General features: G+C 59.6%; 22 protein-coding genes. 4 read left to right on the top strand and 18 right to left on the bottom strand.

Annotated elements, in window-relative coordinates:
- Window positions 1-46: 46 nt before the first annotated feature.
- Window positions 47-643: a TetR/AcrR family transcriptional regulator gene (locus EOI86_RS18995; RefSeq protein WP_127767206.1), complete on the bottom strand. Its 597-nt coding sequence runs from the start codon at window positions 641-643 to the stop codon at window positions 47-49.
- Window positions 644-694: 51 nt separating this feature from the next.
- On the opposite strand from EOI86_RS18995, the gene EOI86_RS18990 reads away from it, so the two are divergent.
- On the top strand, window positions 695-1,150 hold the full coding sequence (locus EOI86_RS18990; RefSeq protein WP_127767204.1) for a DUF1330 domain-containing protein: 456 nt from the start codon (window positions 695-697) through the stop codon (window positions 1,148-1,150).
- A gap of 140 nt (window positions 1,151-1,290) precedes the next feature.
- On the opposite strand, the gene EOI86_RS18985 is transcribed toward EOI86_RS18990, so the two are convergent.
- From EOI86_RS18985 to EOI86_RS18970, 4 genes are all read right to left on the bottom strand, one after another.
- A complete protein-coding gene (locus EOI86_RS18985) occupies window positions 1,291-2,076 on the bottom strand; it encodes a polysaccharide lyase family 20 protein (protein WP_205032261.1) in 786 nt (261 codons plus the stop codon).
- Complete coding sequence (locus EOI86_RS18980; protein WP_127767202.1) at window positions 2,073-2,696, bottom strand: glutathione S-transferase family protein; 624 nt, start codon at window positions 2,694-2,696, stop codon at window positions 2,073-2,075. Before EOI86_RS18980 ends, EOI86_RS18985 begins: the two co-directional genes overlap by 4 nt.
- A gap of 77 nt (window positions 2,697-2,773) precedes the next feature.
- The gene (locus tag EOI86_RS18975; protein WP_127767200.1) at window positions 2,774-3,037 is read right to left on the bottom strand and encodes a hypothetical protein; all 264 of its coding nucleotides are present in this window, start codon (window positions 3,035-3,037) and stop codon (window positions 2,774-2,776) included.
- 114 nt (window positions 3,038-3,151) lie between these two features.
- On the bottom strand, window positions 3,152-4,027 hold the full coding sequence (locus EOI86_RS18970) for an S-methyl-5'-thioadenosine phosphorylase (RefSeq protein ID WP_127767198.1): 876 nt from the start codon (window positions 4,025-4,027) through the stop codon (window positions 3,152-3,154).
- A 178-nt stretch (window positions 4,028-4,205) separates the two neighbouring features.
- Here EOI86_RS18970 and EOI86_RS18965 point away from each other — a divergent pair, with 178 nt between their 5' ends.
- Both EOI86_RS18965 and rpsD read left to right on the top strand, forming a co-directional pair.
- A complete protein-coding gene (locus tag EOI86_RS18965) occupies window positions 4,206-4,976 on the top strand; it encodes an RNA methyltransferase (RefSeq protein WP_127767196.1) in 771 nt (256 codons plus the stop codon).
- Between the two features lie 226 nt (window positions 4,977-5,202).
- Window positions 5,203-5,817, top strand: coding sequence for a 30S ribosomal protein S4 (gene rpsD, locus EOI86_RS18960; protein WP_127767194.1), 615 nt, complete (start codon window positions 5,203-5,205; stop codon window positions 5,815-5,817).
- 78 nt (window positions 5,818-5,895) lie between these two features.
- On the opposite strand, the gene EOI86_RS18955 is transcribed toward rpsD, so the two are convergent.
- From EOI86_RS18955 to purC, 13 genes are all read right to left on the bottom strand, one after another.
- Window positions 5,896-6,567 carry a c-type cytochrome gene (locus EOI86_RS18955; RefSeq protein WP_127767193.1) on the bottom strand — a complete coding sequence of 224 codons (672 nt, stop codon included), beginning with the start codon at window positions 6,565-6,567 and terminating at the stop codon, window positions 5,896-5,898.
- 114 nt (window positions 6,568-6,681) lie between these two features.
- Window positions 6,682-8,061 (bottom strand): MFS transporter, encoded by a 1,380-nt coding sequence (locus tag EOI86_RS18950; protein WP_127767191.1) that lies wholly within the window; start codon window positions 8,059-8,061, stop codon window positions 6,682-6,684.
- A 107-nt stretch (window positions 8,062-8,168) separates the two neighbouring features.
- Window positions 8,169-9,854, bottom strand: a complete 1,686-nt coding sequence (locus EOI86_RS18945) for an ABC transporter ATP-binding protein (RefSeq protein WP_127767189.1) — start codon at window positions 9,852-9,854, stop codon at window positions 8,169-8,171.
- 4 nt (window positions 9,855-9,858) lie between these two features.
- Window positions 9,859-10,686 carry an ABC transporter permease gene (locus EOI86_RS18940; protein ID WP_127767187.1) on the bottom strand — a complete coding sequence of 276 codons (828 nt, stop codon included), beginning with the start codon at window positions 10,684-10,686 and terminating at the stop codon, window positions 9,859-9,861.
- Window positions 10,687-10,704: 18 nt separating this feature from the next.
- Entirely contained in the window at window positions 10,705-11,643 is a 939-nt protein-coding gene (locus EOI86_RS18935; RefSeq protein ID WP_240035732.1) for an ABC transporter permease, read from the bottom strand.
- 361 nt (window positions 11,644-12,004) lie between these two features.
- A complete protein-coding gene (locus EOI86_RS18930; protein WP_205032260.1) occupies window positions 12,005-13,603 on the bottom strand; it encodes an ABC transporter substrate-binding protein in 1,599 nt (532 codons plus the stop codon).
- A gap of 198 nt (window positions 13,604-13,801) precedes the next feature.
- Window positions 13,802-15,811, bottom strand: a complete 2,010-nt coding sequence (locus EOI86_RS18925) for a CocE/NonD family hydrolase (protein ID WP_127767184.1) — start codon at window positions 15,809-15,811, stop codon at window positions 13,802-13,804.
- A 311-nt stretch (window positions 15,812-16,122) separates the two neighbouring features.
- Window positions 16,123-16,464, bottom strand: a complete 342-nt coding sequence (gene grxD / locus EOI86_RS18920; protein WP_127767182.1) for a Grx4 family monothiol glutaredoxin — start codon at window positions 16,462-16,464, stop codon at window positions 16,123-16,125.
- 90 nt (window positions 16,465-16,554) lie between these two features.
- Entirely contained in the window at window positions 16,555-16,794 is a 240-nt protein-coding gene (locus tag EOI86_RS18915) for a BolA family protein (protein WP_127767180.1), read from the bottom strand.
- 31 nt (window positions 16,795-16,825) lie between these two features.
- Window positions 16,826-19,036 carry a phosphoribosylformylglycinamidine synthase subunit PurL gene (gene purL / locus EOI86_RS18910; protein WP_127767178.1) on the bottom strand — a complete coding sequence of 737 codons (2,211 nt, stop codon included), beginning with the start codon at window positions 19,034-19,036 and terminating at the stop codon, window positions 16,826-16,828.
- A complete protein-coding gene (gene purQ, locus EOI86_RS18905; protein ID WP_127767176.1) occupies window positions 19,033-19,722 on the bottom strand; it encodes a phosphoribosylformylglycinamidine synthase subunit PurQ in 690 nt (229 codons plus the stop codon). The genes purL and purQ overlap by 4 nt, the downstream gene beginning before the upstream one ends.
- A gap of 61 nt (window positions 19,723-19,783) precedes the next feature.
- Window positions 19,784-20,026 carry a phosphoribosylformylglycinamidine synthase subunit PurS gene (purS, locus tag EOI86_RS18900; RefSeq protein ID WP_127767174.1) on the bottom strand — a complete coding sequence of 81 codons (243 nt, stop codon included), beginning with the start codon at window positions 20,024-20,026 and terminating at the stop codon, window positions 19,784-19,786.
- A gap of 83 nt (window positions 20,027-20,109) precedes the next feature.
- The gene (gene purC, locus EOI86_RS18895) at window positions 20,110-20,877 is read right to left on the bottom strand and encodes a phosphoribosylaminoimidazolesuccinocarboxamide synthase (RefSeq protein ID WP_127767172.1); all 768 of its coding nucleotides are present in this window, start codon (window positions 20,875-20,877) and stop codon (window positions 20,110-20,112) included.
- Window positions 20,878-21,235: 358 nt separating this feature from the next.
- Between purC and EOI86_RS18890 the strand changes: the two genes are divergently transcribed.
- On the top strand, window positions 21,236-21,562 hold the full coding sequence (locus tag EOI86_RS18890; RefSeq protein WP_127767170.1) for a DUF1476 domain-containing protein: 327 nt from the start codon (window positions 21,236-21,238) through the stop codon (window positions 21,560-21,562).
- The last annotated feature ends 73 nt before the right edge of the window (window positions 21,563-21,635 follow it).

The following is a 21,635-nucleotide window of genomic DNA, read 5'->3' as shown; positions in this document are numbered from 1 at the left end:
CTGCTGTTTCGCGAAGGGGTGAGCCAGGACGTGGTCGTGCCGCTGCTCAGGAACGCGGTTTAAGAATTGCCCTTTTGATGGTGTCATGGATCGCACGGTCGGCATCGGCTGGGCGCCATCCGCATTCCCGGACCAACAGGTCCCAATAAAGGACATGGCAGGAAGACCAGATGTATTCCGCCGCCTTGCGCGCCGTCCATCCATCCGCCAGGGCGCCGTCGCGCTGTATCGATTTCGTCAGGGTAACGAAAAAGGTGCGCAATTCGCCCATCCGGTCCTTCCAGGCATCCGCCGCATCCGGGTCGGTCGCGCGCATGCGGATCAGGTCCGTCGCCACGGGGTGGATCTTGGGGATGAAGGCGAGCCAGGCGTCCAGGCAGGCTTCTAGCCTGGCCTTTGGGTCCTTTTCCGCCATGCCGGTGGCGAACCCCTCCCATATCTCGAATCGGTCGTCCGCCCGGCGCACCAAGGCGGTCAGCAATGCGCCGCGCGATCCGAAATAGTGATGCACCAGTTGCCTTGTCACACCCGCTGCCTGTGCAATTTCAGCCATGGAAACGGATGACCCGCGCTGGGCCATCAAATCCCAGGCGGCGTCCAAGATCTCAGCCTTGGTCCGATCGGATTTTTTATTTTTTGACATACGTAAAATTCACACTAATTTGTCGCATGTCAAATTATACGGAGAGTCGTGATGACTGCAAAACAGAATATGGATGACAGGATAGACCGACTGCTTGGCATGTACGGAAACGGATTGGACGGCGCCGCGCCGACAGCGGCCGATTGGCGGCGCATGTTGGAAAGGGAAGTGGAACGGCCGGTCACCTTGATCAACCTGTTCAAACTTCGGGAAACGGCCCTCTACCCGGCGGGTATGGATTTCGGCGGGTCCGGCAAGGATGCGTTCGACCGGTATGCCACGGTCAGCGTGCCGTCGATGCAAAGCACGGGCGGTGAATTCCTGTTCGTCGGCCCGGTCGAAGGCAGGTTCATGGGCGCACAGGACGATTGGGACATCGCGGCCATCGGACGCTATCCGAACACCAAGGCGCTGTTGAGCCTGTTCGATATCGAGGCCTATCGGGACTGCTATATCCACCGCGTGGCCGCCTGCGAAAAGCAACAGGTCACGATATGCGATGGATGAAGCGCGCGTCGCAAGGATCAAACAAGCAGCCGCACCCGCCACGGAACCCCCTCTGTCCATGCCTTCAACCTCGACCCCGCGGCAAGTTGATAGAAGTATCGCCCCGTATGCCATCGGTGTCGAAGAGCCGGGAGTGGATCCTATCGGTCGCCCGGAGCGGCAAGACCTTCACGTGCCGCAGCACGGCGGACATTGGCGAAATAGGCGGTTTGTGTCGGCATCGTGTCCGCACCCGTCGCGTTTTTAAATCGAGAGACGAAGCTTCTGTAGACCCCGTAGCGGAAATAGACGGTCTCGGCATCCATCGTTGGGCCGGTCCAAGCGATTTTCGTCTCACCGTCTATCCAAACGCGGAAGAAGCCTTGGTCGTCGTTCCGCCAGTTCGCATTGATCTCGACCCTGTGCCAGCGGTCGCGCAGATCATCTTTCGGGATCAATTCGACGGTTCGGGTCGTGCGGCCCGTCGATTGATCGTCCAGGACCAGACCGCCGTTCTTTAGCAGGAACATCCATATGGGGTGGGACCGGATTTGGTGGAACTGGCCCAACACGGTCTTGGTCGGCCAGACGTCCGGCCAGTCTTGCGGCAAGTAGAATGACCAGCCGTACCACGCTTCCGTCCCTTCAGGGCTGCGCGCGCCCATTTCGCGAAGTTCAGACCGCTCTCTGTCTTTCTCGCAATCGCTCCACGCACCATTGACGCCGCAGTCGCCGTCACGCAGTTCGAATCGCTCGACCACGGCCGTCGGTGCGTTCCCCGTGGGATCGGGAACCAGCATATAGCCATAGGGCTTTTCGTTCAGTGATCGAACGAACGGTCCAAAATCACCTCTCTCCAGCGACGGGGACACAGCCTGCTGCGCCAGTGCCGGGGTGGTAAGGAAAACAATTGCCGCAAGAAGCCCGGCAATATGCCTAAGGCTCAATTATGCAACTCCATCACTTTCGCCATGGCGGGGTGCTCCAGGGCCGCGTCGAAACAACGTTTCAGGCCCGGAAACTCAGTCAGCAGTTGCTCGGTGTCCGGGTTCCAGGTGATCAGCATGACCGCGAACATGTCGCACAAGGTGTAACGGTCCCCGAAGACGAAGGGGCCGCCGGCGTTCAAGCGTTTCTCAATCACCTTCCATTCTTCGGTGATGTTCAGCCGAGCCTGGTTCTTCACCGCGTCGGTGTTCGCCTGGTCCGTCGTGAAACGATGCGGGTAGTAGAACTGTTTGTGCGCATTCTGCACCACCGAAGTCAGATAGAAATAGGTGCTCAGGAATTCACCCAAGATCGGGTCGTCCGGGCCGGGGGCCAGGTCGGAGCGTTGATGCGTCTCCGCCAGATAGAGCATGATCGCGGCGGCTTCATGCATGACCCGCCCGTCCGATAATTTCAACGCCGGGACCTTGCCGGCCGGATTCATCGAGAGGTATTCGGGCGTCAGGTGTTCGTCCTTGTAGATATCGACCGGCACGATCTCATACTCGACGCCGATTTCTTCCAACACCGCGTGCGGTCCGAAAGCCGCCGTCTGCGCGCACCAATACAATTTGTACATGACTTCCCCCCGCGAAATGAATGCGGGGGGAGGATCACTCAAACCGTTAATCGGCGCAAGGCGCAACGCGTGTGACTTTACTCCTGTGCAGTCATGCCGCGCGCGATTGCCAGCAAACTCTCCGCATAGACGAAATTAGCCTGGGTGCAGAGATGCTCCGAAACACGGATCAATTCTGCGACATCGGCATGCGCCTTTTCGGAAATCGCGGACTCTTGGTTCGCCTGTTTGGCGTCTTCCACGGCCTGGAAGCATGTTTTTTTGTTTTGAACGACCTGGGCCGACGCGGGCCAGGCGGAAATCGCGATTGCCGCGACTGTTGCAATGAGAAGCGCACGCATTGGGGTTATCCTCCCTCGGATTAATGCGTGCGGCATATGGGTTGCCGTGGAATATGCGAGTAGCGGAATTATCGCATGGCGACCGACCGCGCCGTGCGTTCCGCGCATGACTTGTCAGCCGCCCAGCACCCGCCCCGCGACCGCATCCAGTTTGGCGACCATGGCGGGGTCGCGGGCGTCGGGTTGGGTGATCAGGGCAGCGTCCAGGATCGTGTCCGTGCCGCAAGTCGGCTCGGTACCCCAGCTGTTGATGTTCTCCACCATGAACTTGGTCAGCGCGCGGGCCTTGTCCGCGTTGTCGTGCAGCGTCTTCACCACCAGCGCGACATCCACCGTATCGTGGTCCGGATGCCAGCAGTCGAAATCGGTGACCATGGCGACGGTCGCGTAACGGATTTCCGCCTCCCGCGCCAATTTGGCTTCCGGCATGTTCGTCATGCCGATCACCGAGGCGCCCCAGCTGCGGTAGAGTTCCGATTCCGCCAGGGTCGAGAATTGCGGGCCTTCCATCACCACATAGGTGCCGCCCCGGTGATGCGGAATGCCGATCTGTTCCATACCGGCCTGGGCGATATTGCCGATCCAGCTTGAGACCGGGTGAGACAGCGGCACATGGGCAACCATGCCTTTACCGAAAAAGCTTTTCTCCCGCGCGAAGGTGCGGTCGATGAACTGGTCGACGATAACGAAGGTGCCGGGCGGCAGGTCTTCGCGCAGCGAGCCCACGGCGGAAAGCGAGATGATGTCGGTGACGCCGCAGCGTTTCAGCGCGTCGATATTGGCGCGGTAATTGATGGTCGTCGGCGATTCCACATGGCCGCGCCCATGCCGGGGCAGGAAGCAGACCTTGGTGTCGCCTATCCGCCCTTCCAGAATCTGGTCAGACGGTTTGCCCCAGGGCCCTTCGACCGTGCGCCAGGCGGCGTCTTCCAACCCGTCGATCGCATACAGTCCGCTGCCGCCGACCACGCCCAAGACCTTCTCAGCCATTCCAGTTCTCCCTTTTCCGCTACGGCAATCAGGTAACGGGCAGTATAGCGCCTCGTCAAACAGGAATCGGTTCGCCGGTGCCCGCCGCCTCGATCCGGCTTCATTGACAAGACCGAGGCTTGGGGTCAAACAATCGCCCGATTTCGAACACTTTGCATGGAAAGCTGCGGGACCGGACATGGCCGGAACGGATTCGACCCAATTGGATGGCCTGCCCGACGGCGGGCCCGTTATCATACTGGTGAAGCCGCAACTGGGTCAGAACATCGGCATGGTTGCCCGCGCGATGCTGAACAACGGCTTGGCGGAATTGCGCCTGGTGGCGCCGCGTGACGGCTGGCCCAACCCGGAAGCGGTCGCCTCGGCCGCCGGTGCGGACCGTGTGATCGACAATGCCCAGGTCTTTGAAACGACAGCCGACGCGGTCGCGGACCTGCAACGGGTCTATGCTACGACGGCACGGCCGCGGGACATGGTGGGCCGCGTGCTCACGCCCCGCACCGCGGGCAGGGAATTTCTGGAGGTCCATAAGGCAGGCAATCGGTACGGTGTTCTGTTCGGCGGTGAACGGGCGGGCCTGGACAACGAAGACGTGACCCTGGCGGACAATATCATCGAAGCACCGCTGAACCCGTCATTCCGGTCGCTCAACCTGGCCCAGGCGGTTCTGCTGATATCTTATGAATGGTATCAAAACCGGATCGAGGTACCGGAAGAGCGCTTCCAGGTCGGCGATTCCGATCTTGCCGGTAAGGACGAGTTGCTGAATTTCCTGACCCGGCTGGAAGCTTCATTGGACAAAGGCGGCTTTTTCAAATCGCCGAATCTGCGCCCGGTGACGGTGCGCAACATCCGAAACATGTTCCAGCGGGCAAGCCTTACCAGCCAGGAGGTACGGACCCTGCATGGCATCGCCGAGGCGTTGCGGCGGGCTGGGCGCTTGGAATAGGGCGGCTTGCCTCGGTTTCAGACGTCCCCGGGGTTTGACAAAGGGTCACCGATCCCTATAGTGCGGCCGCTTTCCGGGAATGTGGCGGGATTGCCTCGACATTGAGGGCATTTCGCACGCCGCCTTGCCCAACGGCCATTGAAGCAATTGTTTCAATGGCTTAGGGCGGGGGTCGGACTACCGGGACATTAAGACCAACCGACGTTAAAGACGGGAAAATTGAACCATGAGTAAGCGCATTTCTGCGAAGTACAAGATTGACCGCCGTTTGGGCGTCAACCTTTGGGGTCGCCCGAAGAGCCCCTTCAACAACCGCGAATACGGTCCCGGCCAACACGGCCAGCGCCGCCGCAAGCCCTCCGACTTCGGCACCCAGCTGATGGCGAAGCAGAAGCTGAAGGGCTACTACGGCAATATCGGCGAGAAGAAATTCCGCAAATATTACGAAGAAGCCTCCCGCCGCAAAGGCGATACGGGTGAAAACCTGATCGGCCTGCTGGAGCATCGCCTGGACGCGGTCGTCTATCGCGCCAAGCTCGTGCCGACGGTCTTCGCCGCACGCCAGTTCATCAACCATGGCCATGTCCAGGTGAACGGCAAGCGCGTCAATGTTCCGTCCTTCGCGCTGAAGCTCGGCGACGTCGTTTCCGTCCGCGACAAGAGCAAGAACATGAACCTGGTTCTGGAAGGAACCAGCAGCACGGAACGCGATATTCCGGATTACATCGATGTCGACCACAACAAGCTGACGGCCTCGTTGAACCGGACGCCCAAGCTGGAAGACGTTCCTTATCCGGCGACGATGGAACCGAACCTGGTCATCGAGTTCTACTCACGTTAATCCAGACTGGTAGCCAGAGTTTTAAAGGCCGGGCGCCCGCGGGCTGCCCGGCCTTTTTTATGGCCGATAGCCGCGGTCCTATTTCCCGCCGCAAGGCAGGGCCGCGAAATATTCCGCATAGGCGTCCAGGTTCGGTTCATCCGCGTCGATGAACATCACCTCCGCCATCCGGTGGTGTCGGCGCGCACCGGCTTTGTAGCCTTGCCGCGCCTGCCACAGGTTGTGGATGGTGCGCTTCAGATAGGTCACGTCCTGGGCGTTCAACGACGGCGTGTCGCGCCAAGGATTCGCACGGACCCCGCCGTGACAGACCTCGCACCGCTCCACGCCGGCCGGCGGCGCTGGGGCGGCGGCGGTATTGGTTTGGCAGGATTTGATGGAATAAAAATGCGCGATGGTCCGCAACTGTGACGTGGAAAGCCGTTTCGCCAAATCGTTCATGACAGCATGCCGCCGGGCCGACACCACCTCGCCGTCATAGATCACTTCGCCCAGCTTGAAATGATTCAACTGGCGGGAGAGATAAGTCCTCCGCTGGCCTGCCAAACGGGGGACGCCGGGCATGGTGATCTTGCCGTCCAGACTGTGGCATTGAATACATCCATAGATGCCGACCACTTTCGGGATCTTTTCAGGAGCCGGGAAGGCCGGCCGCGGGAAAACGATCAAGGCGGCAAGTAGAACGGCGATGGCGGCCAGCGCAGAAAGCGCGTGGCGCGAATCCGAAACCAAAACTCTGGCAGTACGCATCGCAGCTCCCTATGAGGGCATTCTCATGATGCTGCCATCATGCTGCCCGTTGCTGGAAATGCAAATCCGCGGCTCATCGGGTGCGGCACTTGGTCCGCGGCAAAAGCCGTAGGGTTAGGGCTTTTCAGGATCGTCCGTTTCCGGGTTCAGGCTGGGGCTGTCATTGTATCCGCCGTCATCATAGTCCGCCGCAACGGAATCATCCGCCGGCGACCGTGCCGTCGCTTGTCCTTCATAGATGCTGGACGCATGAATCGCGTCGTGCATTCGCGGATCCATCTGTTGAATAACAGGGCTGGAGGCGGGAAGGCCGACGAAATCTGTTTTCGATGCACTCGGTTCCGCCTGGCGCAGGCGTGTACGGATCAGTACGAAGGCCAACAGGCACGTCATCACGGTGGCTGAGTAGTAAAACAGGCCGACGGGACCAATGGCGGTCATCATGAAACTGGCGGCGGTGGGGCCGACCACCGCGCCCGCCGCCCAGGCAAGCAAAAGGCTGGAACTCATCGCAACCATCAAATCCAACGGCGCGCGGTCCGCCGCGTGCGAAACACAGATGGCATAGATCGAAAAAGAAACACCGCCCCATGCCCAGAACAGGGCGACTTGAACGATGGCTGGCATGCCCGCCAACAAGACGATGGTAAGCGATAGAACGGTCACGGCCAGGGCGCAGAAGGCGATCACCAAGCGCCGGTCCATTCGGTCTGACATCCAGCCCAGCGGCCATTGGAAGGCAAGCCCACCCAGCTGCATGCCCGCCATGATGAAGGCGATCGTGGTCGGGGACAGGTCGATAGAGGTGGCGTAGGTCGGCACCAGGCTGATGACCGCACCATTGACCAGGCCGATGGCGACACAGCCGACGATTGCGGCGGGCGCGATCTTGTACAATGTGGTTACCCCCATCCGCTTAAGGGATGGGATATTGGGGCTAGGACCGCGGGTCAGCGCCATGGGGACGAGCGACATCGAGCAGAATGCGCAGATGATCATCAGGAAACCCGGCCCGTTGACGTCGCCATATCCCAGCATCAAGGGGCCCATCGCCATCGCGCCCTTGGTCACGACCATATAGATCGACAAAACGTTGCCACGGCTTTCCGATGGGGTGCGTTCGTTGATCCAGCTTTCGATCACGGTTGTCAGCCCGGCCATGCAGAAGCCGGTCGCCGCCCGCACGCCGGCATACAGAAAGACGTTGGTGTCGATCGTCAGGGCAAGAATGCCGGTGCCCATTACCGCCGCCAGGGCGGCATAGGCGCGGATATGGCCGACCGTGCGTACAAGTCCTGTCGCGAAGATACAACCGATCAGGAAGCCGATGGCGTATCCTGTTCCCACGAAACCGACACTGGTGGCGGGAAGACCGCTATCGGTCATTCGCAAGGGAACAAGGATCGTCAGGATCCCATTGCCGCCCTGCAGCAGAATTGCGCTCAGCACCACGGCGCCGACAATGAATATCGATGGCTTTCTAAGAAAGACCATCCGCGACACCCCTTACAGTTACCGATATGGACAAAACTCTGCCTGAGCTAAAAATAAGGCCGCATGACGCGGCCTTATGCAAGATAACTCCCCCCGAAGGGGTGCGCTTAGTTGTCCGCCGCTTTTAACACTCGACCTTCTTCTTCGGCCAAGCGTTTGCGTTCTTCCAACAGGTTGTCCAGCCAATCCGGATCCATTTCCGGGACGGAGGACAACAACAGGTCCGTGTAGTCCGTATGCGGCGGCGTGAACATTTCGTCCTTTGGCCCGGAATCGTTGACCTCGCCCCGCAGCATCACGACGACCTCGTCGGCAATGGCGCGAACCGTCGCCAGATCGTGGGTAATGAACATATAGGCCAGGTTGAGTTCACTTTGCAGCCGGTCGAGCAGTTTCAGGATTTCTTCGGCAACCAACTGGTCGAGTGCGGATGTAACCTCATCGCAAATGATCAGTTCCGGTTCGGCCGCCAGGGCGCGCGCGATACAGATACGCTGCTTCTGCCCGCCCGAAAGCTCGGTCGGGTACCGGTCGATATATTCGTCCGGGTTCATTTCGATCATGGTCAGCAATTCGCGGGTTCTGTCTTCCCGCTGCTTGCCGGTCATGCCCAGGTAGAAGGTAAGCGGCCGACCGATCACTTCACGAATGCGTTGCCGCGGGTTCAAGGCGGTATCGGCCATCTGATAGATCATTTGGACTTGCCGCAGCTCATCCTTGGACCGATTCCGATAATCCGGCGGCAGCGCCTGTCCCTTGAACTCGATCGTGCCTTCGCTCGGTGGCAGAAGGCCGGTGATCACCCGGGCCGTCGTACTCTTGCCGCTTCCGGATTCGCCGACGACGGCCACTGTCTGTCCTTTATGAACATCGAAGTTCACCCCGAACAGAACCGGCGTCGTGCCATAGGACGCACTGACATTGTTGACGCGCAGCAGCGGCGTGGTTTCGGTTACTTCAAGTTGGTGTTCTTTCTTGAAGGTCCGGACCGCAAGCAGCTGACTGGTATACTCCTCTTTCGGGGCGGCCAACATCTCGCGCGTATTGCCTTCCTCGACCAGATTGCCGTGGCGCAGGACCATGATTCGATCCGCCATTTGCGCCACGACGGCAAGGTCGTGGGTCACATAGATGGCCGCAGTGTTGAACTGTTCCACGACATCGCGGATCGCGGCCAGAACCTCGATCTGCGTCGTCACGTCCAAGGCGGTTGTTGGCTCGTCGAAGACGATCAGGTCCGGCCGGCAGGACATCGCCATCGCCGTCATGGCACGCTGCAATTGGCCACCTGAAACCTGATGCGGATAGCGGAAACCGATCGTGTCCGCGTTGGGCAGGCGCAATCTGCCGAACAGTTCCTTCGCGTCGGCTTCCGCCGCGCTTCGGTTGGAATAGCCGTGCAGGACGGGCGCTTCGGTGAACTGATCGATAAGTTTGTGCGCCGGGTTGAAGTTCGCCGCCGCGCTTTGCGCCACATAGGCAATGCGCTTGCCGCGCAGGTCGCGAAGCTGTTCCGCCGATGCATTCAGCATGTCGATACCATCGAAATTGATGGACCCGCCGCTGATCCAGCACCCGCCACGGGTATAGGCCATCGCGGCCAGGCCGATCGTCGACTTGCCCGCCCCGGATTCACCGATCAGGCCCAGGACCTCGCCACGCTTTAGCGTGACATCGACGCCATGGACGATCTCGATTTCTTCCTCTTCCACCATTGCGGCGATCTTCAGGCCCTTCATTTCCAGAAGGACATCGCCCTTGGTGCCACGTTGTGTGTTCGTGTTATCCGCCATTTGCTTAGTCCTTCAATCCGCTGGTGAGGTGCAGGAACCAGTCGACGACGAAGTTCACCGCCACGGTCAACAGGGCAATTGCGGCCGCTGGGACCAGGGGCGTGATATCCCCAAAGGTGATGAGGGTCGCGTTTTCACGCACCATGCTTCCCCAGTCCGCCGTCGGCGGCTGCAGACCCAGGCCCAGGAAGCTCAGGGCGCTGATGAACAGGAAGACGAAGCAGAAACGCAGGCCGAATTCCGCCACAAGCGGCGGCAGGATGTTCGGCAGAATTTCGTGCCGGATGATATAGAGCAAACCTTCGCCGCGCAGTTTCGCGACCTCGACGAAATCCAGGACCACGACGTTCATCGACACCGCACGCGCCAACCGGAAGACCGAGGTGGAATAGAGGATACCGATTACAAGAACCAGAGTGGTCACCGAGGTGCCGAAGATGGTCAGGAGCAGAAGGGCGAAAACCAGTGTCGGAATGGCCATCATCACGTCGACGATGCGGCCCAGCAGCTGATCGACCCAACCGCCGAGCGTTGCCGCCAGCAAACCAAAGAAGCAGCCGACCAGGAAGGCAAAGGCCGTCGTGATCAGTGCGATCCCGACCGTGTTTCGGGCACCGAAGATAAGGCGGCTCAACATATCGCGGCCCAGATTGTCGGTCCCCAGGATATATGGATCGCCCCAGAGTTCGAACTGATCGCCGACAATTTCCGTTTCGCTGAATGGTGCGACGAACGGCGCGAAGATCGCGACAATGACATAAATGGTAATGACCACCATGCCGAAGATTGCGGTCGGCGGGGCCTTTTTGAGCAGCTTGATGAATTCGTTCATAGTCTTTCCCCCACCGGATTATCGCGGATGCAGCAGCCGCGGATTGCTCAGAATGGACAAAATGTCCGCCGTCAGATTGAGCAATATGTAGGTGATGGCGAAGACGAGGCAGCAGGCTTGGACGACAGGCATGTCCCGTTTCGAGACACTGTCGACGAGCAATTGCCCCAGCCCCGGATAGACGAAGACGACTTCGACGACCACGACGCCCACGATGAGATAAGCAAGGTTCAGCACCACGACGTTGATGATCGGCGCCAAGGCGTTCGGCAAGGCGTGGCGAATGATCACGTCCCGGCGCGGTACACCTTTGAGGGTGGCCATCTCGATATAGGGGCTTGCCAGCAGGTTGATGATGGCCGCCCGTGTCATGCGCATCATGTGTGCGATCACGACCAGTGTCAGCGTCAAGGCCGGCAGCATCGATCGGTACACGTGCTCCCAGAAGCCCAGGTCAGGCCCGATATCGGAGATACTGGGGAAAATCCGCACCGTCACGGAGAACCACAGGATCAGGATATAGGCGACGAAGAATTCCGGGGTCGAGATGGTCGACAGGGTGAAGATATTGACCAAGCGGTCGTACAGGCTGTTGCGGTAAAGCGCGGCCAGGACACCCAGTGTTATGGCGATTGGGACGGAAATCGCCGCGGCGATCGAAGCCAGGAACAACGTGTTGTAAAGCCGGGTGCCGAGAAGCTCCGAAATTTCACGTTGGTTGGCCAGGGATGTGCCCAGGTCTCCAGTCAAAACATTGCCGAGCCATTCGAAGTATCTGGTGTGGAAAGCCCGGTCCAATCCCAATTCCGCGCGAAATGCCGCGACGGTTTCGGGGGTTGCGGACTGCCCTAGTACTTCCTGGGCCAAGTCGCCCGGCAGAAACTCGATTGCAACAGACATGATGAATGAAACGGCAATCAGCGTAATCAGCCCCAAGCCGAGACGCTGAATTATCATAGTTAAGATCGCATGCATGGTTTTCTTAGCCGCAATGCCACGAACGTAAGCCCGTGCACCGGCAAATCCCCCTCGTTCTCAACCTCAGTTCCTGTTCGACCCGTCCCTGGTATTCGCCAGCCAACGGACATTCTTTGCAGCTTGTATTCAACCGACTGCTTTTCCTTAACAAACATGAAACAGGATAAGACCCGTAAAAGGAAGTGCAATACGGCCACTTTTTGCTGCGTTTGCGACGATGCCGCGCAGATGTACAGGCCGGAACGCATGGTTTCCGCGCCTGTGGCGGTTTTTGGGCTTGAAAGAAAAAGGTCCCGGATGTCTCCGGGACCTCTTCAGATTCAAGTGATTGGCGTGAATATTAGGCGAACCACCAACGCTCCAGTGGCTTACCGCCGTCCATGTCCCAGTTCGACGCAATGTTCGCGCCGTGGGCCACCTTCTTGTCGCGAACCCAGACATAGGAGGCGAACATCGGAATGACCACGCCGCCTTCGTCCCGGACAATGCGCTGCATTTCGGCGTAGATCTCGGCACGTTTCTTGGTGTCGAGCTCGGAACGGCCTTCAAGCAGCAGCTTGTTGAAACGGTCGTTCTTCCAGAAGGTGTCGTTCCATTCCGCACCCGCCGCATAGGCCGTGCTGAACATCCAGTCTTCGGTCGGCCGGCCGCCCCAATAACAGGCGCACCAGGCCTTTTTCATCCAGACGTTTGACCAGTAGCCGTCATTTGGCTCACGCACGACATTGATGTCGATGCCGGCCTTGGACGCTTGCTCCTTGTACAGAACCGCGGCGTCGACAGCGCCGGAAAACGCCGAGTCCGCCGCGCTCAGATCGACGGAAAGCGAGGTCAACCCGGCCTGCTTAAGGTAATATTTCGCCTTGTCCGGATCGTAACTGCGCTGCTCAAGGCTTTTGTCGTAATATGGGTTCGACGGGGCGATCGGATGGTCGTTCCCGACCGAGCCGTAGCCCTTCAGGATGGTTTTCACCAGAAGCTCACGGTCGACGCCGTGCTTCAGGGCCATGCGGACATTGTTGTCGTCGAACGGCTTCGTGTCCGTGCGCATCGGGAAGGTGTAATGGCGCGTACCTGTGGTTTGTTCCAGCTCCATCTGCGGGTTCCGCTTCAGCAGGCCGGCTGTCTTCAGGTCGGGACGGTCCATCATGTGGATGTCGCCTGTGGCAAGCGCACTTTGTTTCGCGTTCAAGTCCTTGATCGACAGGATCGTGACTTCATCGAAATGCGCTTTGCCTTCCTTCCAATAGTTGCCGAACTTCTTGCCGGAAGACCGCACGCCCGGCTCGAAATTCTCAAGCGTGTAACCGCCGGTTCCTACGCCTGATTGCCAGTCGGCTTTGCCGTCCTTGGCCGGCATGATGGCCAGGTGGTAGTCGCTCATCAGCAGCGGGAAGTCGGCATTGCCGCCTTCCAGGGTAAAAATGACGCGATCCTTGCCGTCGGCTTTGATATCCTGGATCGGGGCCACGATCGGCTTCGCCGCCGATTTGGAGGCTTCGCCACGGTGATGGTTGATAGACGCAATGATGTCTTCCGAATCCATCGTCTTGCCGTTGTGAAATTCAACGCCTTTACGCAGATTGAAGGACCATTCAGTGGCGTCGTCGGAGGCTTCCCAGCTTTCAGCCAATTCGCCAACCAGCTTGCCGTTTTCGTCGATTTCCGTCAGGTGGTTCCGAAGGGCATAACCCATCATCAGCATGAAACCGTCTTCAAAGGTCGCCGGGTCGAGCGAGTCGGTCGTGCCGCCGTGGCCGAGGCCAAGACGCGCGCTGCCGCCCGATTTAGGTGTCGCGGCCTGAACGTCGGAAATGACGGAGCTTGCGAAAGCAGTCGAAAGGCCCAGCGCCGAGACGCCTTGCATAAAGGCGCGGCGGCCGATCTTGCCGTTTCGAAACAAGCTTTCCAGTTCAGTTTTTTTACGTGGATCAGTCACTTATGTTCTCCCAAATATGGTGAGCGGATTTCGCTCTATGACCCCAGTTACGTCTTGATAGTCGTTCGCCGCCAACAGGAATCAGCGGGATGCATCGATTGTATCCTTAGGACGTAATTGCGGTATTCAAACAGAAAGGCGCGGCACAGGCAAAGGTCTCTGCGCGGCCATTACTATCGTACCGGGGTCATCCGAGCGTTATATGAGCTTCCGGGGAAGACTGCGATGCCAGCGCCGTTCGAACATGACCTCGTCGCCCTCATAGGCGACGACGAAAGCGGATAGTTCGAAACTTTCCGCCGTTGCCTCGCAGACGCCGCCCGTTTCCGTTCGTGTGTCCCAATAGTCGCGGGCGGAGGTTTGTGTCCAATGCACATCCATCCGCGCCGACAAGGGATCGGCGGGCGAAATGTCATAGCGTTCCCGGTGAACGGAACTTGTGCGCAGGCCGTGGGTACAGTCTTCGACATCGCCATTGTCGTATTCGATCTCCATATGCGTGGTGCCGGCCTTCAGGTCGTATGTGACGTTCCGCTGCAGGCTGGAGGCGCGGTGTTCCACCCGCGTTACCGGTTCCGCCATTTCGGCCTCGGCGAAGTCTACCGGCGGTTGGCCGGCTTCCTGCCGCGTTGGCAGGGCCAGGGAGGACCGGCCGTTATCGACCGTCACCGTGACGGGGGTGGGGGACGGCCAGATCAGGGGCCAATAGGCGGTCGAGACGGACAATCTGATCCGGTGGCCCGGCTGGAACCGATGACAGGTATTGTCCAACGGAATATCGACCTCCACCCATTCGCCGACGGGCATGGCTTCGGGAGCATCCGCGCCATTCCGCTGGGACAGGTTGAAGACCGTGTAGGACACGCGCATGACGGGCCCGTCGGGCGTGACGTCGCACAGGCGCAGGGCGAGGGAGGCCTGCGGCGCGTCGGCCTTCAGGCGCAGCTTGACGACCGGGCGGCCCAGAATATCGACCGTGTCGTCCAACGGCACCGTGTCCCAGACGACGGATTTCGCATCGTCGCTGCGTTGGTCGTCAGGCTGGTCCGGGCCGATCCAGGCGAAATACTCGCCGCCGAAGGCGCCGACATCCTGCGGTGACTGAATATCGATTTCCAATTCCCGGCGGTCCGCGGTTCCTTCCGGCACCAGGCGCCGACCGGCAAGGAAAAGTTCATGCGTGCCTATATTAGGGGATGGCCAGACAGGTTCGGAGACCCAATCGCCCTTGGCCATCGATAGCATGGCGGAAGGCGTCAGCCCCTCGCGCCGGAAGACGCGCAAGTCGGGGTCGTTCTCTACGCCGGTATCGATGCCTTTCAGCCACCGGTCCCACCAGCGCAGTGCTTCCTGCAGGAAACCGATTTGCGGGCCGGGGACGCCGAAATTCGGATAGAGGTGGACCCAGGGGCCCAAAATTCCTTTCCGTGGCGCTTCCAGGTTCTCGAGAATGTTCATGACCGCATTGATGTAGCCGTCGGCCAGTCCGCCGACGATCAGCACGGGCGCCTTCACCGCGCTCCAGTCCTCGCAGATCGAGCCGTGCTTCCAGTAGTCGTCACGCTGCTGGTGTCCCATCCAGGTTTCGGCGAAATGGGGCATGTTTTCCAGCCGGCGCAGCCATAGCTCCCGCCATCTGTCACCGACAAGGTCGGGGTCGGGCGGGCGGGACATGTAAGACAGCATCTGCTGCGACCAGCCGAAATTCTCGACCAGGATGCAACCGCCCTTGTAGTGAATATCGTCGGCATAGCGGTCCGTGGACGAAGCGATGGAAACCACCGCCTTCAAGGCTTCCGGTTGGCGGTAAGCGACCTGCAAGCCGTTAAAGCCACCCCACGATATGCCGATCATACCGACCGCGCCGCTACACCAGGGCTGCGCCGTGATCCAGTCGATCACTTCCAGCGCGTCGTCCTGTTCCTGTTTGTCGTATTCGTCATACATCAACCCGTCGGACTCGCCGCTGCCGCGCATGTCGACGCGAATACAGGCATAGCCATGCCGGGCGAAGTAGGGGTGATTCTTTTCGTCGCGAACGGCTGTGCCGTCGCGTTTGCGGTAAGGCAGGTATTCCAGGATTGCCGGGACCGGGTTTCCGTCCGAATCCGCCGGGCGCCAGATGCGGGCCGCCAATTGCGTTTCGTCCGACAGGGTTATCCAGACGTTCGCCTCCTCCAGGATGTCGTTCCGTCCTTGGCCCGTCATCAATCTGCCTCCCGCCTAGCCGGGCTTTCGCTGGTGCCGCCCGATATTGTCCGCTGGTTCATGCCATTGGGTTGCCCCGTAAGCGCCCGGATCATCCGCGCCATAGAAGGAAGTTTCAAGGCGAAGTCTCTCAAATGCCGTCCTTGGAATGATCGTTCCTTGCGCGCATGTCGCCCCCCCATTGAGGAAGGCAATGCGGCCGCGCCGGCCGGCAATGCGACTTTCAGCGAAACGGGGCCGTCCTGGGAAACGAAAGCGCCGCGCCAACCCGTTTGGATCGGCGCGGCGCCAGGAAACGCAAGGCAGACCGATTAGGCCTGGATCTGGACGTCGACCCCCTTGGTCGAAAGCTCTTCCATCAACTCACCCGTTTCGAACATTTCACGGATGATGTCGCAGCCGCCCAGGAATTCGCCCTTCACGTAGAGCTGCGGGATGGTCGGCCAGTTGGAATATTCCTTGATGCCCTGGCGGATACCGTCGTCTTCCAGAACGTTCACGCCTTTGAATTTGACGCCGATATGGTTCAGGACCTGAACGACCGCGGCCGAAAAGCCACATTGTGGGAAGACGGGTGTGCCCTTCATGAACAGGACAACATCGTTGCTTTTGACTTCGCTTTCGATGGCTTCCAAAGCCGGATTTTCACTCATCGCGGAATTCCTTTCGTTTTGTGCGCCGCAGGCTTGTTGGAAAACCGCGGCGAAAATCTCTCGATTTATTTCAAGTCTGGCTAGCTGTTATCAGGCGTCTTCGGGCACAGCGGTCTGCAGTGCCAGCGCGTGAAGTTCGTTGCCCATGCGGCCCTGTAGCGCATTATAGACCATTTGGTGCTGCTGGACGCGGTTCTTGCCCTTGAAGGCGGAAGACCGGACAAATGCCGCGTAATGGTCGCCGTCACCCCGCAAATCGTTGATCTGCACTTCCGCGTCGGGAAGTGCTTCCTTGATGAAACGCTCGATGTCGTTTGCATTCATCGGCATGGTGCGGGAACCCTTTCGCTTGCTGCCTTTGTTATTGCTCCGCCGCTTCCTCGCCCGACATATAGGCGGGAAGCCAGTCCTCGTGCGCATGGCGCAGGAGTTCCAGGGATATGGTATCCTCCGGCGTCAGCGTCAACGCTTCGCCACCGGTTCGCCCGATAACCTGAACCGGAACGCCGGCTTGTTCGGCAAGATGTATCACCGCATCGGCTTGTGTCGAGGTTACCACATAACGGGCCTGATCCTCACCGAAGAAAAATGCATGTGCCGGTGTTTCATCGCTCTGCTCGGCCACAGTGGCGCCGATATTGCCGGCCATCGCCATTTCCGCCAGACCGACGGCAAGGCCGCCATCCGACAGGTCGTGACAGGCGGTGACAAGGCCTTTGTCGATCAAATCCAAGACGAGTGCGCCATTGCGGGCCTCGGCCTCCAGGTCCACAGGCGGTGGTGCCCCTTCTTCCCGACCGTGGATTTCACGCAGGAAGATGGATTGGCCGACCCATCCCTTGGACTCGCCCAATAGCAGAATGGTTTCATCTTCGGCCTTGAAGGCCAGCGTCGCCATTTTGGTGTGGTCCTTCAGCAGGCCCACGCCGCCGATCACCGGGGTCGGTAGGATCGCCTTGCCTTCCGTCTCGTTGTAGAGCGAGACGTTGCCGCTAACGACCGGGAAATCGAGTGTTTTGGCCGCCGCGGCCATGCCTTTGATCGCACCGACGAACTGGCCCATGATTTTCGGGCGTTCCGGGTTGCCGAAATTCATGTTGTTGGTCAGTGCCAGCGGCTTCGCGCCGGTCGCCACCATGTTTCGCCAACATTCCGCGACCGCCTGACGGCCGCCCTGTTCCGGGTCCGCCAGGCAATAGCGCGGCGTACAGTCGACCGTGGTCGCCAGGGCCTTGCTGGTTTCCGGGATGCGCACGACCGCGGCATCGCCGCCTGGGATCTGAAGCGTCTCGCCGCGGATCAGATGGTCGTACTGTTCCCAGATCCATCGGCGTGAGCACATGTCGGGCGAGGACAGGATATCTTTCAGGCAATTCGTCATCTTGCCCGCATCGGGCAGCGAGTCAGGGTCGATTTCCGCTTGGGCGGGGGTCGGTTCCCATGGCCGCTCATACATCGGGCTGGCCTCGACCAGCGGCTTCACCGGAATGTCGCCAACAGTCTCGCCGTACCAGAACAGTTCCAGGTTGCCGCTTGTGGTCACTTCGCCGATCACGGCGAAATCCAGTTCCCATTTCTCGAAGATCGCGCGTGCCTCGTCCTCGCGGCCGGGCTTCAGCACCATCAGCATCCGTTCCTGGGATTCGGACAACATCAATTCATAAGGCGTCATGCCCTCTTCGCGCATCGGCACCTTGTCCAGGTCCAGACGGATGCCCACACCACCCTTATCCGCCATCTCGACGGAGGAGGAGGTCAGGCCGGCCGCGCCCATATCCTGGATCGACACGATCGCGTCGGTGGACATCAGCTCCAAGCAGGCTTCCAGCAGCAGTTTTTCCGTGAAGGGATCGCCGACTTGAACGGTCGGGCGTTTTTCTTCCGTCTGGTCGGAAAATTCGGCCGACGCCATGGTCGCGCCATGGATGCCGTCCCGGCCGGTCTTGGACCCGACATAGACGACAGGGTTTCCGATGCCGGAGGCCTTCGAATAGAAAATGTTGTCACTGTCGGCCAGGCCGACCGTCATGGCATTGACCAGGCAATTGCCGTTATAGGCGGGATGGAAGTTGACCTCACCCGCGACGGTCGGAACGCCGATGCAATTGCCGTATCCGCCGATACCGGCGACCACGCCGTCGACCAGGTGCCGCGTCTTCGCGTTGCCGGGGTCGCCGAAACGCAGGGCGTTCAGGTTGGCGATCGGCCGCGCGCCCATGGTGAAGACGTCGCGCAGAATGCCGCCAACGCCCGTCGCGGCGCCCTGATAGGGCTCGATATAGCTCGGGTGGTTGTGGCTTTCGATCTTGAAGACCGCCGCCTGGCCTTCCCCGATATCAACCACGCCGGCATTCTCGCCGGGCCCCTGAATGACCTGCGGGCCGGTGGTCGGCAGGGTCTTCAACCAGAAGCGGGAGGATTTATAGGAACAATGTTCCGACCACATGACGGAAAAGATACCCAATTCCGTGATGTTCGGTTCGCGCCCCATGATCGACAGCACGGTGTTGTATTCGTCCCCGGTCAGGCCGTGTTCGGCGACCAGTTCCGGCGTCATCTTTACCCCGCTCATTGAAGCACCTCCGCCAGACTTTTGAACAGGCCAAGGCCGTCCGTCCCGCCCTGGGCAGGGTCCGTCGCGTTTTCCGGATGCGGCATCATGCCAAGCACGTTGCGCTTCTCGTTCAGGATTCCGGCGATGTTCCGTTGCGATCCGTTGATATTGCCGGCCTTGTTGACCGTGCCGTCGGCATCCGCATAGCGGAAGACGACCCTGTCTTCCCCTTCCAGGCGGTCCAGCGTCGCGTCGTCCGCAAAATAGTTGCCTTCATTATGGGCGACGGGGAAGACGACCCTTTGGCCCTCGGAATATGCGCTGGAAAAGTCGCTGTCGCTGTTCTGCACCGTCAGCGTCGCCTTTTTGCAAATGAACTTGAGTTGCGCGTTCCGCATCAAGACGCCGGGTAGCAATCCGGTCTCGGTCAGGATCTGGAAGCCGTTACAGACGCCCAGGACCCGGACGCCCGCATCCGCCTTCTGCTTTACCGCGCGCATCACCGGCGAATTGCCCGCCATGGCGCCGCAGCGCAGATAGTCACCATAGGAAAACCCGCCGGGTACGACGATCAAGTCGACATCCGGCAAATCGGAATCGCCATGCCAAACGAATTGGGCCTTTTTACCGCTGGCGCGTTCAAGCGCCTCGGCAATGTCCTTTTCGCGGTTGGTGCCGGGAAAGACGATAACGGCGGCGCGCATGGGCCTCGTCCTCACTCACTAGTGGAAAACAGTTTTCGAAAGCTGGCCGGGCGTCGTCCGGTCAGGCGGAAATTTCGATGCTGTAGTCTTCGATTACCGGATTCGCCAGCAGCTTGCCGCACATATCCTTGACCAAGGCTTCCGCCGTGGTCGGGTCTGCGGCGTCCAGGTCGATTTCGATGACCTTGCCCTGCCGGACGTCGTTGACGCCCTGGAAGCCGAGGGCCCCCAGCGCGTGTTCGATCGCTTTACCTTGCGGGTCCAGGACACCGCTTTTCAAGGTGATGGTTACCGTGGCTTTCATCCTGCGCCCGTCTCCGTGTGGTTTCTGGCCGATGGTTCCTAATCCGCGGTCCGGGCCCGTTCATCACGGGCCTGTCCCAGCGATTACTGCAGGGTGTCGGACCCCTGAAGATCCTGAAGGCCGCCCTCGGGCAAGATGCCCAGCCGGCGCGCCACTTCCTGATAGGCCTCGGCGACATTGCCCAGGTCCCGGCGGAAGCGGTCCTTGTCCATCTTTTCGTTGGTCGTGGTGTCCCAAAGACGGCAGTTGTCGGGGCTGATCTCATCAGCAAGAACGATCCGCATTTCCCCGTTCTCGTCGAAGATCCGCCCGTATTCCAGCTTGAAGTCGACCAATTTGATACCGATTCCCGCGAACAGGCCGCTTAGGAAATCGTTGACGCGAAGCGACATGGCCAGGATGTCGTCCAAATCCTGCGGGCTGGCCCAGCCGAAAGCGGTGATGTGCTCTTCGGCGATCAGCGGGTCGCCCAACTCATCGGACTTGTAGCAATACTCCACGATCGAGCGCGGCAGCTGCGTTCCTTCCGGAATACCAAGACGCTTGGACATCGATCCGGCGGCGATGTTCCGGACGATGATCTCGACCGGAATGATCTCAACCTCGCGGATCAGCTGTTCGCGCATGTTGATGCGTTTCAGGAAATGGGTCGGAATCCCAATCTCCATCAGTTTCGTCATCAGATATTCGGAAATCCGGTTGTTCAGGACACCCTTACCCGTGATCGTCCCCTTCTTCACATTATTGAAGGCGGTCGCGTCGTCCTTGAAGTATTGGATGATTGTTCCGGGTTCGGGGCCGGCGAACAAAACCTTCGCCTTGCCTTCATAAAGCTTTCTGCCTCTGGCCATCGGGTCCTCATTGGCATGGAATAGGGTAAGCGCGCCTGGGCAGGCGGCACCAATCGGCGCTTCATATACCAACTGACCCCGGCTGTCACATGGCCTGTGGCTACTTTCAACGGAATCCGAACCGTTTTTTTGGCTGGACGTACAGGAGAACGCAGCGGGGGAGGCAGCGTTGGGGGCGGGAACACGCATTTACGAGCCTCTCTCCGCCCTGAAATCGGCGGAAAAGGCACTATAGAACCGATCTGGGGGCCGACTTCGCATTGCGCTAACAGCCTTCAGGGATTATCTAACGGGTCAACGGACCATTGACCGGCCGAACACAGGCGGACCGGCACGATCTTGAGGATGGGAGAAGGTTATGAGCAACAGTTTCAACGACCGTGAAAAGGCTTTCGAATCGAAGTTCAGCCACGATCAGGAAACTGACTTCAAGATCAACGCGCGCCGCAACAAGCTCCTCGGGCTCTGGGCCGCAGGCAAGCTGGGCCTGTCGGATGACGAGGCGGATGCCTATGCGCAGGAAGTCGTTAAAGCGGATTTCGAGGAAGTCGGGCATGACGATGTCGTCCGCAAGGTGCTGGCCGACTTCACCGAAAAAGGCATCGACATCTCCAAACACCTGATTGAGACGGAATTGTTGAAATTGACGGCCGTCGCCCGCGAGCAGGTCGTCTCGAAGGAATAGGCGACTCTGCTGTTCGGCCGCCCCGCGGGGCTAACCTGCGGGCGGCGCTGAAGTGATGAGAAGGGGCGGCAAT

This window comes from Hwanghaeella grinnelliae (assembly GCF_004005845.1).
GTDB classification, from domain to species: domain Bacteria; phylum Pseudomonadota; class Alphaproteobacteria; order UBA8366; family Aestuariispiraceae; genus Hwanghaeella; species Hwanghaeella grinnelliae.
This window is presented reverse-complemented; position numbering and strand designations above follow the sequence as displayed.

Excerpts from the sequence above, each read along its gene's own strand:
- EOI86_RS18995 (WP_127767206.1), bottom strand. The coding sequence starts at position 643 with ATGTCAAAAAATAAAAAATCCGATCGGACCAAGGCTGAGATCTTGGAC.
- EOI86_RS18990 (WP_127767204.1), top strand. The coding sequence starts at position 695 with ATGACTGCAAAACAGAATATGGATGACAGGATAGACCGACTGCTTGGC.
- EOI86_RS18980 (WP_127767202.1), bottom strand. The coding sequence starts at position 2,696 with ATGTACAAATTGTATTGGTGCGCGCAGACGGCGGCTTTCGGACCGCAC.
- EOI86_RS18975 (WP_127767200.1), bottom strand. The coding sequence starts at position 3,037 with ATGCGTGCGCTTCTCATTGCAACAGTCGCGGCAATCGCGATTTCCGCC.
- EOI86_RS18970 (WP_127767198.1), bottom strand. The coding sequence starts at position 4,027 with ATGGCTGAGAAGGTCTTGGGCGTGGTCGGCGGCAGCGGACTGTATGCG.
- EOI86_RS18965 (WP_127767196.1), top strand. The coding sequence starts at position 4,206 with ATGGCCGGAACGGATTCGACCCAATTGGATGGCCTGCCCGACGGCGGG.
- rpsD (WP_127767194.1), top strand. The coding sequence starts at position 5,203 with ATGAGTAAGCGCATTTCTGCGAAGTACAAGATTGACCGCCGTTTGGGC.
- EOI86_RS18955 (WP_127767193.1), bottom strand. The coding sequence starts at position 6,567 with ATGCGTACTGCCAGAGTTTTGGTTTCGGATTCGCGCCACGCGCTTTCT.
- EOI86_RS18950 (WP_127767191.1), bottom strand. The coding sequence starts at position 8,061 with ATGGTCTTTCTTAGAAAGCCATCGATATTCATTGTCGGCGCCGTGGTG.
- EOI86_RS18945 (WP_127767189.1), bottom strand. The coding sequence starts at position 9,854 with ATGGCGGATAACACGAACACACAACGTGGCACCAAGGGCGATGTCCTT.
- EOI86_RS18940 (WP_127767187.1), bottom strand. The coding sequence starts at position 10,686 with ATGAACGAATTCATCAAGCTGCTCAAAAAGGCCCCGCCGACCGCAATC.
- EOI86_RS18935 (WP_240035732.1), bottom strand. The coding sequence starts at position 11,643 with ATGATAATTCAGCGTCTCGGCTTGGGGCTGATTACGCTGATTGCCGTT.
- EOI86_RS18925 (WP_127767184.1), bottom strand. The coding sequence starts at position 15,811 with ATGACGGGCCAAGGACGGAACGACATCCTGGAGGAGGCGAACGTCTGG.
- grxD (WP_127767182.1), bottom strand. The coding sequence starts at position 16,464 with ATGAGTGAAAATCCGGCTTTGGAAGCCATCGAAAGCGAAGTCAAAAGC.
- EOI86_RS18915 (WP_127767180.1), bottom strand. The coding sequence starts at position 16,794 with ATGCCGATGAATGCAAACGACATCGAGCGTTTCATCAAGGAAGCACTT.
- purL (WP_127767178.1), bottom strand. The coding sequence starts at position 19,036 with ATGAGCGGGGTAAAGATGACGCCGGAACTGGTCGCCGAACACGGCCTG.
- purQ (WP_127767176.1), bottom strand. The coding sequence starts at position 19,722 with ATGCGCGCCGCCGTTATCGTCTTTCCCGGCACCAACCGCGAAAAGGAC.
- purS (WP_127767174.1), bottom strand. The coding sequence starts at position 20,026 with ATGAAAGCCACGGTAACCATCACCTTGAAAAGCGGTGTCCTGGACCCG.
- purC (WP_127767172.1), bottom strand. The coding sequence starts at position 20,877 with ATGGCCAGAGGCAGAAAGCTTTATGAAGGCAAGGCGAAGGTTTTGTTC.
- EOI86_RS18890 (WP_127767170.1), top strand. The coding sequence starts at position 21,236 with ATGAGCAACAGTTTCAACGACCGTGAAAAGGCTTTCGAATCGAAGTTC.